At 75.1% G+C, this 16,025-nt stretch carries 18 protein-coding genes; 7 read left to right on the forward strand and 11 right to left on the reverse strand.

What is annotated here, in order from left to right:
• The first annotated feature begins 67 nt into the window (after nt 1-67).
• Nucleotides 68-457, forward strand: coding sequence for a YchJ family protein (locus tag ACYVM4_RS14885; RefSeq protein WP_460669023.1), 390 nt, complete (start codon nt 68-70; stop codon nt 455-457).
• A 64-nt stretch (nt 458-521) separates the two neighbouring features.
• Here the strand turns inward: ACYVM4_RS14885 and ACYVM4_RS14890 are convergent, their stop codons facing one another.
• The 3 genes from ACYVM4_RS14890 to ACYVM4_RS14900 form a co-directional block, all read right to left on the reverse strand.
• Entirely contained in the window at nt 522-887 is a 366-nt protein-coding gene (locus ACYVM4_RS14890) for a VOC family protein (protein ID WP_368822095.1), read from the reverse strand.
• Between the two features lie 9 nt (nt 888-896).
• Nucleotides 897-1,760, reverse strand: a complete 864-nt coding sequence (locus ACYVM4_RS14895; protein ID WP_460669024.1) for an SDR family NAD(P)-dependent oxidoreductase — start codon at nt 1,758-1,760, stop codon at nt 897-899.
• A 119-nt stretch (nt 1,761-1,879) separates the two neighbouring features.
• Nucleotides 1,880-2,905, reverse strand: a complete 1,026-nt coding sequence (locus ACYVM4_RS14900; RefSeq protein ID WP_460669025.1) for an AraC family transcriptional regulator — start codon at nt 2,903-2,905, stop codon at nt 1,880-1,882.
• 69 nt (nt 2,906-2,974) lie between these two features.
• Here ACYVM4_RS14900 and ACYVM4_RS14905 point away from each other — a divergent pair, with 69 nt between their 5' ends.
• Both ACYVM4_RS14905 and ACYVM4_RS14910 read left to right on the forward strand, forming a co-directional pair.
• Nucleotides 2,975-4,618 (forward strand): flavin-containing monooxygenase, encoded by a 1,644-nt coding sequence (locus ACYVM4_RS14905; protein WP_460669026.1) that lies wholly within the window; start codon nt 2,975-2,977, stop codon nt 4,616-4,618.
• Nucleotides 4,615-5,574: an alpha/beta fold hydrolase gene (locus tag ACYVM4_RS14910; protein ID WP_460669027.1), complete on the forward strand. Its 960-nt coding sequence runs from the start codon at nt 4,615-4,617 to the stop codon at nt 5,572-5,574. Before ACYVM4_RS14905 ends, ACYVM4_RS14910 begins: the two co-directional genes overlap by 4 nt.
• A 183-nt stretch (nt 5,575-5,757) precedes the next feature.
• Here ACYVM4_RS14910 and ACYVM4_RS14915 read toward each other — a convergent pair whose 3' ends face one another.
• The 5 genes from ACYVM4_RS14915 to ACYVM4_RS14935 form a co-directional block, all read right to left on the reverse strand.
• Nucleotides 5,758-6,657, reverse strand: coding sequence for a macrolide 2'-phosphotransferase (locus ACYVM4_RS14915; protein ID WP_460669028.1), 900 nt, complete (start codon nt 6,655-6,657; stop codon nt 5,758-5,760).
• On the reverse strand, nt 6,647-7,546 hold the full coding sequence (locus ACYVM4_RS14920; protein WP_460669029.1) for a spermidine synthase: 900 nt from the start codon (nt 7,544-7,546) through the stop codon (nt 6,647-6,649). The genes ACYVM4_RS14915 and ACYVM4_RS14920 overlap by 11 nt, the downstream gene beginning before the upstream one ends.
• Nucleotides 7,543-8,016 (reverse strand): GNAT family N-acetyltransferase, encoded by a 474-nt coding sequence (locus ACYVM4_RS14925; protein WP_460669030.1) that lies wholly within the window; start codon nt 8,014-8,016, stop codon nt 7,543-7,545. Before ACYVM4_RS14925 ends, ACYVM4_RS14920 begins: the two co-directional genes overlap by 4 nt.
• A 65-nt stretch (nt 8,017-8,081) precedes the next feature.
• Nucleotides 8,082-8,399 (reverse strand): thiamine-binding protein, encoded by a 318-nt coding sequence (locus ACYVM4_RS14930; protein WP_298584774.1) that lies wholly within the window; start codon nt 8,397-8,399, stop codon nt 8,082-8,084.
• Between the two features lie 156 nt (nt 8,400-8,555).
• The gene (locus ACYVM4_RS14935) at nt 8,556-9,125 is read right to left on the reverse strand and encodes a rhodanese-like domain-containing protein (RefSeq protein ID WP_460669031.1); all 570 of its coding nucleotides are present in this window, start codon (nt 9,123-9,125) and stop codon (nt 8,556-8,558) included.
• 124 nt (nt 9,126-9,249) lie between these two features.
• On the opposite strand from ACYVM4_RS14935, the gene ACYVM4_RS14940 reads away from it, so the two are divergent.
• The 4 genes from ACYVM4_RS14940 (at nt 9,250) to ACYVM4_RS14955 (ending at nt 13,652) form a co-directional block, all read left to right on the forward strand.
• Nucleotides 9,250-9,507, forward strand: a complete 258-nt coding sequence (locus ACYVM4_RS14940; RefSeq protein WP_460669032.1) for a metal-sensitive transcriptional regulator — start codon at nt 9,250-9,252, stop codon at nt 9,505-9,507.
• Between the two features lie 171 nt (nt 9,508-9,678).
• Nucleotides 9,679-11,772, forward strand: a complete 2,094-nt coding sequence (pta, locus tag ACYVM4_RS14945) for a phosphate acetyltransferase (RefSeq protein ID WP_460669033.1) — start codon at nt 9,679-9,681, stop codon at nt 11,770-11,772.
• A gap of 55 nt (nt 11,773-11,827) precedes the next feature.
• Nucleotides 11,828-12,985, forward strand: coding sequence for an acetate/propionate family kinase (locus tag ACYVM4_RS14950; RefSeq protein WP_460669034.1), 1,158 nt, complete (start codon nt 11,828-11,830; stop codon nt 12,983-12,985).
• Nucleotides 12,986-13,145: 160 nt separating this feature from the next.
• The gene (locus ACYVM4_RS14955; protein WP_460669035.1) at nt 13,146-13,652 is read left to right on the forward strand and encodes a hypothetical protein; all 507 of its coding nucleotides are present in this window, start codon (nt 13,146-13,148) and stop codon (nt 13,650-13,652) included.
• A 40-nt stretch (nt 13,653-13,692) separates the two neighbouring features.
• Here ACYVM4_RS14955 and ACYVM4_RS14960 read toward each other — a convergent pair whose 3' ends face one another.
• Genes ACYVM4_RS14960 through ACYVM4_RS14970 form a run of 3 tightly spaced genes read right to left on the reverse strand, consistent with a single transcriptional unit; the run spans nt 13,693 to nt 16,018 of the window.
• Complete coding sequence (locus ACYVM4_RS14960; RefSeq protein WP_460669036.1) at nt 13,693-14,154, reverse strand: MarR family winged helix-turn-helix transcriptional regulator; 462 nt, start codon at nt 14,152-14,154, stop codon at nt 13,693-13,695.
• The gene (locus ACYVM4_RS14965) at nt 14,151-14,858 is read right to left on the reverse strand and encodes a CE1759 family FMN reductase (RefSeq protein ID WP_460669037.1); all 708 of its coding nucleotides are present in this window, start codon (nt 14,856-14,858) and stop codon (nt 14,151-14,153) included. The genes ACYVM4_RS14960 and ACYVM4_RS14965 overlap by 4 nt, the downstream gene beginning before the upstream one ends.
• Entirely contained in the window at nt 14,855-16,018 is a 1,164-nt protein-coding gene (locus ACYVM4_RS14970; RefSeq protein WP_460669038.1) for an LLM class flavin-dependent oxidoreductase, read from the reverse strand. Before ACYVM4_RS14970 ends, ACYVM4_RS14965 begins: the two co-directional genes overlap by 4 nt.
• Nucleotides 16,019-16,025 lie beyond the last annotated feature (7 nt).

Consider the following 16,025-nt stretch of genomic DNA (forward strand, 5'->3'; position numbering starts at 1 on the left):
CCCTCGGCGGCCCGGGAACGGTCCCCCGAGGGGCGGGTGGGAGTGGGGGTGGTGAGAGGATCGGGGCATGATCGACGACGACGCCCGCTGCCCCTGCGGCACCGGGGAGACCTACGGCGCGTGCTGCGGCCGCTTCCACGGCGGCCGCGCGGCGCCCACGGCCGAGCTGCTCATGCGCTCGCGGTTCAGCGCCTTCGCCGCCGGGGACGAGGCCTACCTGCTGGCCACGTGGCACCCGGGCACGCGCCCTGAGTCCGTGGACCTGGACCCGGCGCTGCGCTGGACCCGGCTCGACGTCCACGGCGCCACGGGCGGCGGCCCCTTCGACGACGAGGGGTGGGTGGACTTCACCGCCTCCTGGCGCGCTCCGGACGGGGCCCGGGGGACCCAGCGGGAGAACTCCCGGTTCCGGCGCGAGGACGGCCGGTGGTACTACGTGGACGGCGTGCCCGCCTGAGCCCGCCGCTCCAGCCGGCTCGGTCGGCCCAGCCGGTCCGGTCGGCCCAGTTGGTCCAGCCGGCTCAGTCGTCCTCGAGGTCGGAGAGCACGCAGAACTCGTTGCCCTCCGGGTCGGCCAGCACCACCCAGGTCACCTCGGGCCCCTGGCCCACGTCCACGCGGCGGGCCCCGAGGGACTCGAGGCGGGCGACCTCGGAGTCCTGGTCGGTGTCCGCGGCGCGCAGGTCGAGGTGCAACCGGTTCTTGACCGTCCGGGGTTCGGGGACGAGCACGAAGTCGAGGTGCGGGCCGCTGCCCTCCGCGGGCACGATGCCCACGAAGCCCTCGGCCTCCCCGTGGACGACGTGGCCCAGGGCGGCGCACCAGAAGCGGGCGAGGGTCTCGGGGTCGCGGCAGTCGATGGTGATGGCGGACAGCGTGCTGGTCATGCGTCCAGCCTAGGCCCGGCGCCGCCGCCCGGAAAGGCGTTGCAGGACCCGCGGCGCATGCCGCAGGACCGGCCAGTAGGAGCCGGGGAGGAGCCGCGCCACGAGGTCCGGCAGCACGGCGCTGGGCGCCACGAGCAGCCGGTTCCGGCGCCGCTTCACGGCCCCCAGGATGTCGACGGCCGCCCGCTCCGCCGGATAGCTCAGCAGCGCCGCGAAGTCCTCCCGGTCCCTCCGCGCCCGCTCCTCGGGCACCGCGGCCGGGGTGCGCGCGGAGTCGGCGATCCGGGTCCGGACCCCGCCCGGGTGGACCACGGTGACCCCCACCCGGCCCGCCAGCTCGTGGCGCAGGCCCTCGGTGAACCCGCGCAGGGCGTACTTGCTGGAGGAGTAGGCCACCTGTCCGGGCGGGGCGATGAGCCCGAACAGGCTGGAGAGGTTGACGAGGTGGCTGCCGGGGGCGGCGAGCAGGGCGGGCAGCAGCTCGCGGGTGAGCACCACGGGCGCCCGGAAGTTGATGTCCATGAGCCAGTCGAACTCCTCCGCGGAGACCTGCTCGAAGGACCCGCCCAGGCCCACCCCCGCGTTGTTGACCAGCAGGTCGATCCGCGGGTGCTCGGCCCGGATCCGCTCGGCCACGCCCGGCAGCGCGGACAGCTCGGCCAGGTCGGCGACGACCGTGCGCACCGGCAGGTCCGGGTGCCCGGAGCGGATCGCCCCGGCGACGGTCTCGAGTCCCGCCGCGTCCCGGTCGAGCAGCACCAGGTGGGTGCCGCGGGCGGCGAGGCCGTGGGCCAGCTGCTCGCCGATGCCGGAGGCGGCGCCGGTGAGCACCGCGGTGGCGCCGGCGAAACGGAAGGGTGCGGACGGGGACACGGGCTGCTCCTGGGGTCGTGGACCGGGGTACGGGGGTCGGGGCCTGCTGTCCAGTGTGCGGGCACGCCCCGCCCGCGGCTTGACCCTCCACGACAGGAAGTTGACGCGCGGCGACACCGTCAGCCGGCCGGGACGCCCCGGCGGCGGACGTCCCGCGGCGGCGCGCCCCACCAGCGGCGGGCGCACCGGGTGAGGGCCGAGGACTCCGAGAGCCCCACCAGCCCGGCGATCTGGCCGAGGGGGACGTCGGTGGTCGTGAGCCAGCGCAGGGCGGCGCTGCGCCGGGCCTCGTCCAGGACGGCACCGAAGGTGGTGCCCTCCTCGGCGAGCCGGCGCTGCAGGGTGCGGGGGTGCAGGTCCAGCACCCGGGCCACGGCCTCGATCTCCGGTGCCGCGGTGCCGAGCAGCTGCACCAGCACGCCCCGGACCCGGGGCGCCCACGCGGAGCCGGGCCCGGGGAGCTGGGCGTCGAGGAAGGCGAGCGCCACCTGCCGGACGCCGGCGTCCCCGTGCAGCGGACGGGCGAGCGTGCTCGTGGGGATCCGCAGGAGGACCTCGGGGCGGCCGGCGCGCACGGGCGCCCCGAAGAACTCCTCGTAGGCCCGCAGCGGCGCCGCCGGCCGGTGGTCCAGCTCGACCGTGCGCAGCCCGTAGCGGCCGCCCACCAGGGAGGTCAGGGCCCGGTGCAGCAGGCCCAGGCCCAGGTCGGTGCCCTGCGGGCTGCCCCGCCCGGGGTCCCGGGCGGTCGCGGAGGAGCCGCCGTAGCGCACCGCCGTCACTCCGCGGGCGCCGTAGGGGTCCTGCACCAGCGCCAGCTCGAGGGACGGGGCGTGCACGAACAGGTAGCGGGAGGTGCACTCGAGGGCGTCGCGCACCGTCTCGGAGTGGCGGGCGGCGAGCGCGAGCGGACCGAGCACGCCCGGGTCCTGCCGCGCGGCGACCCGCAGCCCCAGGTCGGGGCAGCCCAGCTCCCGCGCGGCGGTCTCGAGCACCCGCCCGACGGCCCGCTCCGGGACCAGGAGGTCGTCGGTGTCCAGGGCCGCCCGGGGCAGGCCGGCGGCGTCGGCGAGGGCCTCGGCGTCCCCGCCGAGCTCCGCGACCGCGGCGCGGAAGCCGCGCAGGCCCGCGGACCGGATGACCGTCATGTCGCCCAGAGTCAAGCAATCGTCGCACAGCGTCAAGTCTTCGCGAGCGTGCCGGGCGATGCTGGAAGCATGCCAGCACCGTCCACCGCCAGCGAGTCGCCCCGCGAGGTCCCCGCCGGGTCTCCCCGCGAGTCCCCCGGGCAGCGCCCCGGGCAGCGCCCCGGCGTCCCCCCCGGAGAGTCCCCCCGCGAGCCCCTCGGTGAGTCCTCCGGCGGGGGCGACCACCGGGACGTCGTCGTCGTCGGAGCCGGCCTGTCCGGCATCGGCGCGGCCTACCGCCTGCAGACCGAGCGCCCCGAGCTGTCCTACGCCGTGCTGGAGGCCCGGGACGACCTGGGCGGGACCTGGGACCTGTTCCGCTACCCGGGCGTGCGCTCCGACTCCGACATGTTCACGCTCGGCTACTCCTTCAAGCCGTGGCGGGACCCGCAGGCCCTCGCGGACGGCCCGTCGATCCTCGCCTACATCCACGAGACGGCGGAGGAGTTCGGCATCGACCGGCACGTCCGCCTCCGCACCCGGGTGGTCTCGGCCGACTGGTCCGGCGCCGAGCAGCGCTGGAGCCTCGGCCTCGAGGTCCGCGACGAGGACGGCACCGTCCACGAGCGCACCATGACGTGCGCGTTCCTGTACTCCTGCGCTGGCTACTACGACTACGACCGTGGCCACGACGCCGTGCTGCCCGGCCTGGCGGACTTCCGGGGCCGGGTGGTGCACCCGCAGTTCTGGCCCGAGGACCTGGACTGGACCGGCCGGCGCGTGCTGGTGGTCGGCAGCGGCGCCACCGCCGTGACCCTGGTGCCGGCCATGGCCGCCGGAGCCGCGGGCGTGACGATGCTGCAGCGCTCCCCCACGTGGATCAGCGCCGTGCCCGGCCGGGACAAGCGGGCCGACGCGCTGCGCCGGGCCCTGCCCGCGGGACTCGCCCACCGGGTCATCCGGACCAAGAACATCCTGTTCAGCACGGCCGTCTACCAGTTCTGCCGCCGCCGCCCGGCCGCGGCCCGGGAGTTCTTCACGTCCCGGGCCGCGCGCATCCTCGGCTCCGAGGAGCTCGTGGCCGAGCATTTCACCCCGTCCTACGACCCGTGGGACCAGCGGCTGTGCGCGGTGCCGGACGCGGACCTGTTCAAGGCGCTGAGGAAGGGGCGGGCGGAGGTCGTCACGGCCACGATCGACACGTTCGTGGCCGAGGGCGTCCGGTTGAGCGACGGCCGGGTCCTCGAGGCCGACCTCGTGGTCACCGCCACGGGCCTGCGGCTGCTCCCCTTCGGCGGGATCGTCCTGACCGTGGACGGGACGCCGGTGGAGCTGTCCGAGCAGTTCGTGTGGAACGGCGCGATGCTCACCGGCGTGCCGAACTTCGCGCTGTGCATCGGCTACACCAACGCGTCCTGGACCCTGCGCGCGGACCTCACCCACCGGCTGGTGTGCAAGGTGCTCCGGCACCTGGAGCGCCACGACGCCGGGGCCGTGGTGCCGCGCGCCCGCCCGGGCATGGCCGAGCAGCCGCTGCTGGACCTCAGGTCCGGCTACGTCCAGCGCGCCATCGGCGCCTTTCCGCGCCAGGGCGACCGGCACCCGTGGCGGGTGCGGCAGAACTACCTGCTGGACTCCGCGACCACCCTGCGCACCCCGCTGTCCCGCACCCTCGACCTCGTCCCCCGCACCGCGGCCCGCCGCGGTGCCCGCCCGCAGGAGGCCCACGCATGACCGACCAGCACGTCCCGCACCCCGCCGCGGACGCCCCCGCCGGCACCACGGACGCCCTGGAGGCCCTGGAGGCACTGGAGGCCCCCGAGGCCCCGACGACGACGGTGGAGGTCGCCGGCCGGCCCGTGCGCATCCGCCGCTCCGGGCCCGCGGAGGCGCCGCCGGTCGTGCTGCTGCACGGCATCGGCCGGAGCCTGGAGGACTGGTCGGCCGCCCACGACCTGCTGGCCCGGGACCACCGGGTGCTCAGCATGGACCTCCCCGGTTTCGGGCTCACCCCGGCCGGCCCGGACCGGCCGGGGCTCGGGGCGTTCGCCCGCGCCGTGGTCGGCGTGCTCGACGCGCTCGGCGAGGACCGGCCGGTGCACCTCATGGGCAACTCCCTGGGCGGCGCCGTGGCCATGACCGTGGCCGCCGAGCACCCTGGGCGGGTCGCGGGGCTGCTGCTCGCCAACAGCGCCGGGTTCGGCCGGGAGGCCAACGTCTCCTCCCTGCCCATGGTCTGGGCCGGGCTCTCCCGGCTGCCCGTGGTGGGCCACCGGTTCCGGCCGCTGGCGCGGGCCGCCGCGGTGCGGTCCAACCAGAACTGCTTCTTCGACCCGTCCCTGGCCACCCCGGAGCTGCTGCGGCACGCGGCACGGGTGGGCTCCCAGCCGGACTTCCGGGCCACGTTCCTGGGCACCTACCGGAGCATCGGGCTGCCGGTGATCGGCGTGCTGCCCGGCTGGCGGAGGGCCCTGCTGGAGAAGGTGCGGGCATCGGGCCTGCCCGTGCTCGTGGTGTGGGGCGACGCCGACGCCGTGCTGCCGGCCCACCACGCCGAGGCCGCGGCCGCCGCCCTGCCGGGGGCGCGGCTGCACGTCTTCCCGGACACCGGGCACATGCCGCAGATCGAGCGCACCCAGGAGCTCGTGGAGCTGGCCCGGGAGTTCGTGGCGTCGGTCGAGGGTCGCTGAGCGTTCCGTCGCCGTCACGGTGCACGCGCCGCGTCCCGGCAGGGTGCGGCAGGCGTGTCAGCCCACGGCCTTCCGGACGGGTTCGCCGAGCGTCGCCGCGCCGGCCCCGCCCGGCGCGGTCAGGGCACAGGGGGTGAGCCGCAGGAGGGTCTGTGGGAATGTCGGCGGCGGCGCCGGGCCGCCTCAGAGACGCAGCTGGGCGGCGGCGGCCGCCCGGTGCTCGGGCTCCCCCGAGGCCAGGGCGAAGAGGGCGTAGTTGAGGGGGCCGGCGGCCACCAGCGCCTCGCAGCGGGCGGCGAGGCGGGGCTCGTGGCGGCCCGTGAGCTTTTCGTAGGCGCGGACGGTCGCGGCGAAGGACTCGGGCGGGGCGATCAGGTGCTGGTACATGAAGTCGAGGGCCGGGTCGCCGACCCCGGCCGTCGTCCAGTCCAGGACGGACAGGATCCGGTCACCGTCGTCGAGGAGCAGGTGGGCGGGATACAGCTCGCCGTGGGTGAGGACGGTGCTGCGCGGCCACAGTCCGTCGTCGTCGAGCCAGGCCCTCCACCGGGCCACGAGCTCCGCGGAGACGTCGAACTCCCCGAGCACCCGCTCGAGGTCGGCCGCCCACCGCCGGCGCACCTGGTCGGGGCTCGCGGCGGGGACCCCTGCCGCGGATGCGGCGGGGGCGTCCAGCCGGTGGAGGGACGCGACGAGCTCCGCCAGGGACCGGGCGTACTCCGGGGAGGCCGTGTCGTAGTGCCAGACCGGCTGTCCTGCGGCGTCGAGGGTGAGCCCGGGCCGGCCGGGCAGCCGCGGATAGGCGACGAGCTCCGGCCCCGCGATCCGCCAGTCGGGGACGGCCGCGGCGAGCCGCGGGCGCACGAAGTCGAGGATCCGCCGTTCGTCGGCCACCTTGGCCGCGACGTCGGGGCGGCGCGGGATCCGCAGCACCCACTGCTCGCCGGTCCCCGAGGCGGCGGCGAACGCCACCCGGTAGTCCAGTCCCGCCTCCTCGAACCGGACGGTGCCCGGCTCCAGGTCCAGACCGTGCCGCGCGGCGAGCGCGCGGACGTCCTGCTCGGTCGCGGGCTCAGGCTCCACGGCCGTCCCCCTTGGGCGCGGGGTCGTGGCGCGGCGGGGTGCCGCCCACGAACGAGCGCACCCACGCCTCGTCCTTGTACTGCGCGGGCACGGCGCCGCCGAGGAGCTCCCGGCCCAGCGCGGCCGCCCCGGGCGAGCCCTCCAGCGGCAGCGGCGCGGAGGAGGCGGCCAGCACGATGTTGCCGTAGCGGCGGCCCTTGAGCATCGCCGGGTCCGCCGCGGCGGCGACGTGCTCGAACACCTCGGACAGCGCGGCGAGCTCGGCGCGGGCCCCGGCCAGGTCCCGGGTGTCGCCGCAGTTGAGCACGTACAGCCCGCCCGGGGCCAGGACGCGCTCCACGTGCCGGGCGAACTCCACCGTGGTGAGCGGCTCGGGGGTCACGGCGCCGGCGAAGACGTCGCGGACCACGACGTCCCGGGTGGCAGGGCTCAGCGACTCCGTCACGGCGCGGGCCTCGCCCACCCGGATCCGCAGCAGCGGGGCGCGCGGGAGGTCGAACCACTCCCGGACCAGCTCGGCGAGCCGCCCGTCGAGCTCGACGACGACCTGCCGCGCCGCCGGGTGCGCGTGGGCGAAGAACCGGGCGAGCGAGCAGGCGCCGCCGCCGAGGTGCAGCACCCGCAGCCGCTCCGGGTCCAGGTGCGCACCGACGTGGGCGTCCACGACCGCGGCGATCCAGCGCATGTACTCGAAGTCCAGCCGCTCGGGGTGCTCCGGGTCCACGTGGGAGGAGGGGACCCCGTTGACGTGCAGCACCCAGGAGCCGGGGGCGTAGGCGTCGGGCACGAGCTCGGCGGTGCCGGTCGAGATCTCGTAGCTCCCGGCCGTGGGGCCGGTGGGCCCGGCGGGGGCCGGCGCGGTGCGCGAGCGGCGGGACGCCCGGCTCACGCGGCTCCCCTCCGCAGCATGCGGTGCATGTGCTGCCCGGCCCAGGGCCCGCCGGCGGGGAAGGACTCGGCCAGGGCCCGGAAGCCGTGCCTGGCGTAGAAGCGCTCGGCGCGGGCGTTGCCGTCCATGATCCACAGGTACGCGTCCGCGGAGCCGATGGCGGCCTCCTGCAGGGCGGCGCCCACGCCCGTGCCGTGGGCGGTCCGCAGCACGTAGAGCTGGAACAGCTGCAGCGGGACGAGCGGGGCGGGCACCCCGGCCCGCTCCTCCCACGCGGCGGGGGCCGGGCCGGCGGAGACCAGCCCGAGAGGGGTCCCGTCGTCGTCGACCGCGAGGAGGGTGCGCACGTCCGGGTCGGCGAGGAGGGCGCGGTCGTAGCCGGCGGCGCGATCGGCGGCGGCCTGCTGCCGGTCGGCGAAGGCATCGCCGAAGAGCGGCCGGTAGGTCTCGTCGAGGCAGCGCAGGTGCACGGCGGACCAGGCCTCGGCGTCGGACGGTCCGGCGGTCCGCAGGTGGGCCGCCTCGGGGGCAGTGCTCAGGACTCGATCGCCTGCCGCTGGATCGCGGCCTCGAGGCGTTCGACCTTGCCCTGCAGCTCACCGGTGTGGCCGGGACGGATGTCGGCCTTGAGCACGAGGGAGACCCGGGGCCCGTAGTCGCCCACGGCCTCGGTGGCGCGCTTGACGACGTCCATGACCTCGTCCCACTCGCCCTCGATCGTGGTGAACATGGCGTCGGTCTCGTGCGGCAGGCCGGACTCGCGGACCACGCGGACGGCGGCGGCGACGGCGTCGTGGACGGAACCGCTCGGGTTCTCGCCACCGGACGGGGAGACGGAGAAGGCAACCAGCATGCCCCCATCCTCCCACCCGGCGGCGCCCGGGTGAACCCCGGGGACGACGACGGCCCCGCCGCCACGCAGGTGACGTGGCGGCGGGGCCGGACCCGAGCACAACCGATCCGCTGCTCAGCCGATCCGCTGCTCAGCCCATCGGATCGGCTCGGCGGATCACTGGGCGGCGAGCTGCTCCAGCACGGCGTCCTTCGAGGGATCCTTGGCGCCCTGGTTCCAGGGCATCTTCGAGAGCAGGTTGGCCATGGCGCAGGTGTTGGACAGCGCGGAGTACGCGAGCCCACCGCCGACGCCCGCGGCGACGGCGCGCAGCTTCGGGGAGACCAGCTGCCCGCCCACCACGCTCGCCAGCACGAGCGAGCCGGCGACCATGCGGACCTGGCGGTCCATGGCCCAGGTCGAGGCGCCGCGGACGACCGCGCCGCCGGCCTTCTCGAAGTCGTCGACGGTGCCGTCGACGAGGTAGGTGTTCTCGGTGCCGGCCGAGGAGAGGATGCCCTGGGCGCGGGATGCCCGGGCGCCGGAGCGGCAAATCAGGGCGACCTTGCCGCCGAGGGCCTCGGCGATGTCCTGCGCGTGGTCGGCGACGAGGTCGACGGGGACGTTGTAGGCGCCGTCGATGTGCTCGGCGGCGAACTCGGCGGCGGAGCGCACGTCGAGGACGGCGACCTCCTCTCCGAACTCGATCCAGGACTTCAGCTCGGCGGGGGCGACTTTCGAGGTCATGCGGCAGTTCCTTCCGGGGTGTCGGCGGGTGCGCCATCATTCTGCACCATACCCCCCTGGGTATGCAAGATCCCCCAGGGGGTATAGAATCGCGGGAGCAGACCACCCCACCCAGGAGCGCCCCGTGCAACTCGACCCCCAGGACCTCACCCCCACCATCAACCGGCTCAAGCGGGCCCAGGGCCAGCTCGGCGCCGTCATCCGCATGCTCGAGGAGAGCCGCGAGTGCAAGGACGTGGTGATGCAGCTCTCCGCCGTCTCCCGCGCCCTCGACAAGGCGGGCTTCTCCATCATCGCCACGGGCCTGGAGCAGTGCCTGCGCTCGGAGGACCCGAGCCTGGACAAGGCCGAGCTGGAGAAGATGTTCCTCTCCCTGGCCTGAGCGGCCCGGCCCGAGCAGTCTGGCCCGCACGATCCGGGCGGAGCGGTCCCGTCCGGACCGCAGTCCGGGCCCGGCGGATCCTCGCGCCCCGGCGCACCGCACCCGGCCCTCCGGCGGGCGGGCCCTAGACTGGGCACGGACCCAGCCCGACCGTCGGAGGACCCCGCCACCATGACCCAAGGCATCTACGTCAGCGCCATGACGCCGCAGTCCGGCAAGTCCCTCGTGGCCCTCGGCCTGGCCGACTCGCTGTTCCGCAAGACGGACCGCCTGGGCTACTTCCGGCCGGTGCACCTCGGGGGGACCCCGGCGGAGGACCCGATGGTGCAGCTGATGAAGCGCAACTTCGACCTCCCGGACGAGCGCTGCCGCGGCGGCATCCCCCTGGCCCGCACCCGGGAGCTGCTCGCGGCCGGGGACCACGACGAGCTGGACGCGATGGCCGTGACCGTCTACGGCGAGATGGCCCGGCACTGCGACGTGATCGTGGTGGACGGCACCGACCTCCTGGCGCACAACGCGGCCACCGCCGAGTTCGACATGAACGCCCGGATGGCCAACAACCTGGGCGCCTCCGTCCTGGCCGTCATCGGCGCCGACGAGTCCGAGAGCCCCGAGGACGTGCTCAACGCGGTCGAGGTCACCCGCGCCGAGCTGAACCAGGTGCGGTGCGACATCTTCGCGGTCATCGTCAACCGCGCCCGCCCCGACTGGGTGGAGCAGATCGAGCACAACGCCGCCCGCGGCGTGCGGGGCCTGCCCGTGTACGTCATCGCCGAGAACGAGGCGGTCGCCGCACCCACCGTCGCCGAGCTGCGGGACCGGCACGGCTTCGGGGACGGCGCGTCCGCGGTCTCCCTGGACCGCGACGTCAAGGGCGTCAAGATCGCCGCGATGACCGTGGGCCACTACCTGGAGCAGCTCGCCGACGGCGACTTCGTCATCACGCCGGGAGACCGCTCCGACATCGTCGTCGCGTCCCTGGCCTCCGCCCTCTCCCCCGCCCTGCCCGTCCCCTCCGGGATGCTGCTGACGGGCGGCTTCGACACCGAGGGGCGGATCCGGGAGCTCACCGCCGCGGCGCCGTTCCCCGTGCTGACCACCGGGCTGGACACCTACCGGGCCGCCCGGGAGGTGTCCCGGACCCGGGGCACCCTCTCCGGGGCGCACCCGCGCAAGGTCGCGGCCGCGCTCGGCGAGTGGGCCCGGCGGGTGGACGGCGAGGAGCTCGTGAGCCGGCTCGACCTGCCGCGCCCGGCCAAGCGCACGCCCCTGCGCTTCCTCCACGAGCTGGTCGAGACCGCCCGGGCGGACCGGAAGAACATCGTGCTGCCCGAGGGCGAGGACCCCCGCGTCCTGCGGGCCGCGGAGATGATCCACCGCCGCAACTTCTGCGACCTCACGGTCCTGGGCGACCCCGGGCGGATCACGCAGCTGTGCCAGACGGAGGGCATCAACCTCGACTTCGCCGAGGACGGGCTGACCCTCGTGGACTTCGAGCACGACGAGGCGCTGCGCGAGAAGTACGCCGGGGAGTACGTGCGGCTGCGCGCCCACAAGGGCGTGCAGAAGGAGACCGCGCTGGAGCGGATGCTCGACGGCTCCTACTTCGGCACCATGATGGTGCAGTTGGGGGACGTGGACGGCATGGTCTCCGGCGCCGCGCACACCACCGCCAACACCATCCGCCCCGCCCTGGAGTTCGTGAAGACCTCGGAGGGCGCGAGGATCGTCTCCTCCGTGTTCTTCATGCTCCTCGAGGACCGGGTGCTGGTCTACGGCGACTGCGCCGTGAACCCCAACCCGGACGCGCAGCAGCTCGCGGACATCGCGCTCGCCTCCGCCCGCACCGCCCGCCAGTTCGGGGTGGAGCCCAAGGTGGCGATGCTGTCCTACTCGACCGGCGGGTCCGGCTCCGGCGAGGACGTGGACAAGGTCCGGGCGGCCACCGAGATCGTGCGCGGCGCGGACCCGGAGCTCGAGGTGGAGGGTCCCATCCAGTACGACGCCGCGGTGGACGCCTCGATCGCGGCCTCCAAGCTGCCCGGCTCCGCCGTGGCCGGCCGGGCGACCGTGTTCGTCTTCCCGGACCTCAACACCGGCAACAACACCTACAAGGCCGTCCAGCAGTCGGCCGGCGCCGTGGCCGTGGGCCCGGTGCTGCAGGGGCTGCGCAAGCCCGTCAACGACCTCTCGCGCGGGTGCACCGTGGACGACATCGTCAACACGGTCGCGATCACCGCGATCCAGGCGCAGGGCATGTGACCCACCGGCCCACCGCCACCACCGTCCCCGTCCCCACAGCCCCCGGGAGTCCTCCATGCTCGTGCTCGTCGTCAACTGCGGCTCGTCCTCGCTCAAGTACCAGGTCCGGGAGCTCGAGGCCGGCGAGGACGGCGGGACGGTGCTGGCCTCCGGGCTGATCGAGAACATCGGCAGCTCGCAGATCGAGGACCACACGCAGGCGCTCGAGCTGCTCGCGGAGCGCCTGGAGGCCGAGCTGGAGGGGCGCACGATCGACGCGGCGGGCCACCGCGTTGTCCACGGCGGCGAGCGCTTCTCCGCGCCGGTGCTCGCGACCAACGAGATCATCCGGGACATCGAGCGGCTGGTCCCGCTGGCGCCGCTGCACAACCCCGCCGCCGTCCTGGGCCTGCGGGCCGTGCAGAAGACGTGGCCGCGCCTGCCGCAGATCTGCGTGTTCGACACCGCGTTCCACCGCACGATGCCCGAGCACGTGTGGCGCTACGCCGTGCCGGAGGAGTTCTACGAGCGCTGGGGCATCCGCCGCTACGGGTTCCACGGCACGTCCCACGACTGGGTGACGGGACAGGCGGCGCAGTTCCTGGGCGTCCCGCGGGAGCGGTTCAGCTGCGTGGTGGCTCACCTGGGCAACGGCGCGTCGGTGACGGCGGTCAAGGACGGCGCCTCCTACGACACGTCGATGGGCTACACCCCGCTGGCGGGTCTCGTGATGGGCACCCGCACCGGGGACCTGGACCCCTCCGTGGTCACGGCCGTCCTGCGCCGCGACCCGGGGATGACCCCCGAGCGGCTCGACGCCGTGCTCAACAAGGAGTCCGGTCTGCGGGCGATCGCCGGCGACCACGACATGCGCGCCGTCCAGGAGGCCGCCGACCGCGGCGACGAGCGCGCCGAGCTGGCCCTGGAGATGGCCGCCCACCGCCTGGCGAAGTACGTGGGCGGCTACCACGTGGCCGTGGACGGCGCGCAGGCGCTGGTCTTCACGGCCGGAATCGGGGAGAACGCCTCGGCCTTCCGCACCCGCGTGTGCGGCCGGCTGGGCGCCCTCGGGGTCGTGCTCGACGACGACGCCAACGCCGCCCGCTCGCGGGAGGTCCGCCGGATCTCCGCCCCGGGCTCCGCGCTCGAGGTGCTCGTGGTGCCCACCGACGAGGAGCAGGCCATCGCGGCGGCGACGGCGGCCCTCGTCGCGGACGGGTCCCCCGCCGCCTGACCGGGCCCGGGCGGTACGCCGTCCGGGCGTCACGGTCCGCCGCACAGAGCGGGTCGACCCGCCGGGTGTTCGCGAAAGCGATCGCGGCGGATAGGTTCGGTGCGGGGTCCCGTCAGGGTCCCTGCCCCGTGTCCGTCCGCTGTGCCAGGAGGCGCCGACGATGTCCCAGCAGCCCTACGAGCCCCGGGGCCACGGCGGCCCGCCGCCGCCCGGCGCCGCCCCCTATGCGAAGGCCCGCCCGCCCCGGCCACCGGCGGGCGCCGACCTGCGGCTGCTGCTCCGGCTCACCGTGGCGTCCTTCGGGGTCGCGGTCCTCGGCGGCGCGGTGGGGTACCTGGCGGCGCCCGCACAGTATTCCGGCCTGCCCGCGAGCGCGGCGTTCGGGACGATCGTCCTCGTCATCTCGCTCCTGTTCGGCCTCGGGTTCACCGCCGGGCTCTACGCCCTGGTGTACTTCCCGCTGCGCGAGCAGCGGCAGTGGGCGTGGATCCTCGGCATCGTCCTCGCGTCCATGGCGCTCCTGACCACCCTGGTCAACGCCGTGCTGGTGCTCGCGGGCCCCTTCGACGCGTCGCTGGGCCTCGTGACGGGCGCGCTCAAGGCCGTCGTGGACGTGGCCTGGCTGGTGGTGGCCGCCCGCCCCGGCGTGCGGGCCGTGCTGCGCTGACCGCCCGCGCCGGGACGTCGGCGCCGTGACCGCCCCGCCCTCAGGGCAGGGTGCGGGCCAGCCGGCCCATGATGGCGGCCAGCCGGTCGGCGTCGTCGCCCTCGAGCGCACGGAGGAACAGCTCCTCGACGTCGCGGGCGTGGGCGGGCCGCAGGCGGCGGAAGGCGCGCAGCCCCTCGCCGGTGAGCTCGGCCTCGAGGCCGCGCGCGTCCTGGGCGCAGCGCCGGCGCCGCACCCAGCCGCGCTTCTCGAGCACGCCGACCTGGTAGCTGAGCCGGCTCGGGGAGAAGACCATCCGCTGGGCCAGCTCCCCCATCCGCAGCCGGTGGTCCTCCGCGTTGCGCAGCAGCAGGAGCACCTGGTAGTCCATGAGCGAGCAGCCGTGCTCCTTGAGCCGGGCCTCGATCTCGGTGGTCAGCCGGGCGGTGGTCTCGAAGAACAGCTGCCACACGTCCCAGGGACGGGCGGCGGCCTCCGGCTCGGTCGCCGGCCGGTCGGTCACTGGCCGGCCCGGGCGAGCAGGTCCGCGAAGTCGGGGACTGCCTCGAACCCGCCGCCCCGCTCGCGGCCGACCACGCCGGCCGGGACCTCGCCGTCCGCCCGCGCGGACGGCTCCCCGGCCGGCGCGTGCCGGTGCGCGAGCTGGTGCGCCAGCTGCGCACCGGCCCGCCGGACGCGCGACTCGAGGGAGACGCCGGCCCAGTCCTCGGTGGCCGCGTAGACCCCCAGGGGCAGCACCAGTGCCTTGAGGTGGGTGAACAGCGGGCGCATGGCGGTGTCGAGCATCAGGGAGTGGCGCGCGGTGCCCCCGGTCGCGGCGACCAGGACGGGCAGGTCCTCCAGCGCGGTCTCGTCGACGAGGTCGAAGAAGGACTTGAACAGCCCCGAGCAGGAGGCCTGGTAGGTCGGGGTGGCCGCGATGAGGGCGTCCGCACCGGTGACCGTCTCCAGCGCGGTCCGCAGATCCGGGCCGGGGAACCCGGTGAGCAGGTGGTCGGCGATGGCGTGGGCCAGCGGGCGCAGCTCCACGCGCTCGACCCGCACCGGCGCCCCGTCCAGGGCGTCGCGGGCGGCCTCGGCGAGCCGGTCGGCCAGCAGGGACGTGGAGGACGCGTCGGACATCCCCGCCGACACCACGGCCAGGGTGAGCGGGCGCGCCGCGCCGGGGCCCGGCGTCGTCGTCGTGGTGACGTTCCGGGGGCTCATCGGTGGGCCTTCTCCGCGGTCTGCGCGGCACGGGCCCGGCCGGCGGGCGAGTCCTCGGCGCCGCCGGGCACCGGGTCCTGGCCGGCGCGGTGGCGGGCCACCAGCGAGGCGTGGGTCGGGGCCTCCGGCACGTGGGCGGGCTTGAGCGCGGCGAACTCCCGGCGCAGCACCGGCACGACCTCCTCGCCGAGCAGGTCGAGCTGCTCCAGGACGGTCTTCAGCGGCAGGCCGGCGTGGTCCATCAGGAACAGCTGGCGCTGGTAGTCGCCCGCGTAGTCGCGGAACGCCAGCGTCTTCTCGATGACCTGCTGCGGGGAGCCCACGGTCAGCGGCGTCTGCTCCGTGAAGTCCTCCAGCGAGGGCCCGTGGCCGTAGACCGGGGCCCTGTCGAAGTAGGGGCGGAACTCCCGCACGGCGTCCTGGGAGTTCCGGCGCATGAACACCTGACCGCCCAGGCCCACGATCGCCTGGTCGGCGGAGCCGTGGCCGTAGTGCTCGTAGCGGGTCCGGTAGAACTCCACCATCCGCCGGGTGTGCTCGGCGGGCCAGAAGATGTTGTTGTGGAAGAACCCGTCGCCGTAGTAGGCGGCCTGCTCGGGGATCTCGGGGGAGCGGATGGACCCGTGCCACACGAAGGGGGCCACGCCGTCGAGCGGGCGCGGGGTCGAGGTGAAGCCCTGCAGGGAGCTGCGGAACCGGCCCTGCCAGTTCACCACGTCCTCCCGCCACAGCCGGTGGAGCAGGCTGTAGTGCTCGATCGCCAGGGGGATGCCCTGGCGGATGTCCTGGCCGAACCAGGGATAGACCGGGCCGGTGTTGCCGCGGCCCATGGTGAGGTCCACGCGGCCGTCGGTCAGGTGCTGCAGGTAGGCGTAGTCCTCCGCGATGCGCACCGGGTCGGTGGTGGTGATCAGGGTGGTGGCCGTGGACAGCTGGAGCCGCTCGGTCTGCGCCGCGATGCTCGCCAGCAGGACGGGCGGGTTGCCCGGGGCCACGAACGGCGGGTTGTGGTGCTGGCCCGTGGCGAAGACGTCCAGGCCCACCTCCTCCGCCTTCTTCGCGATCGTGACGGTCGCCTTGATCCGCTCGTGCTCGGTGGGGGTGCGCCCCGTGGTGGGGTCCTCGGTGACGTCCCCGATGGTGAAGATGCCGAACTGCATGTGGTCC

Source organism: Kocuria himachalensis (assembly GCF_054784195.1).

Excerpts from the sequence above, each read along its gene's own strand:
- ACYVM4_RS14950 (WP_460669034.1), top strand. The coding sequence starts at position 11,828 with ATGCTCGTGCTCGTCGTCAACTGCGGCTCGTCCTCGCTCAAGTACCAG.
- ACYVM4_RS14955 (WP_460669035.1), top strand. The coding sequence starts at position 13,146 with ATGTCCCAGCAGCCCTACGAGCCCCGGGGCCACGGCGGCCCGCCGCCG.
- ACYVM4_RS14970 (WP_460669038.1), bottom strand. The coding sequence starts at position 16,018 with ATGCAGTTCGGCATCTTCACCATCGGGGACGTCACCGAGGACCCCACC.
- pta (WP_460669033.1), top strand. The coding sequence starts at position 9,679 with ATGACCCAAGGCATCTACGTCAGCGCCATGACGCCGCAGTCCGGCAAG.
- ACYVM4_RS14935 (WP_460669031.1), bottom strand. The coding sequence starts at position 9,125 with ATGACCTCGAAAGTCGCCCCCGCCGAGCTGAAGTCCTGGATCGAGTTC.
- ACYVM4_RS14885 (WP_460669023.1), top strand. The coding sequence starts at position 68 with ATGATCGACGACGACGCCCGCTGCCCCTGCGGCACCGGGGAGACCTAC.
- ACYVM4_RS14905 (WP_460669026.1), top strand. The coding sequence starts at position 2,975 with ATGCCAGCACCGTCCACCGCCAGCGAGTCGCCCCGCGAGGTCCCCGCC.
- ACYVM4_RS14890 (WP_368822095.1), bottom strand. The coding sequence starts at position 887 with ATGACCAGCACGCTGTCCGCCATCACCATCGACTGCCGCGACCCCGAG.
- ACYVM4_RS14930 (WP_298584774.1), bottom strand. The coding sequence starts at position 8,399 with ATGCTGGTTGCCTTCTCCGTCTCCCCGTCCGGTGGCGAGAACCCGAGC.
- ACYVM4_RS14910 (WP_460669027.1), top strand. The coding sequence starts at position 4,615 with ATGACCGACCAGCACGTCCCGCACCCCGCCGCGGACGCCCCCGCCGGC.
- ACYVM4_RS14965 (WP_460669037.1), bottom strand. The coding sequence starts at position 14,858 with ATGAGCCCCCGGAACGTCACCACGACGACGACGCCGGGCCCCGGCGCG.
- ACYVM4_RS14900 (WP_460669025.1), bottom strand. The coding sequence starts at position 2,905 with ATGACGGTCATCCGGTCCGCGGGCCTGCGCGGCTTCCGCGCCGCGGTC.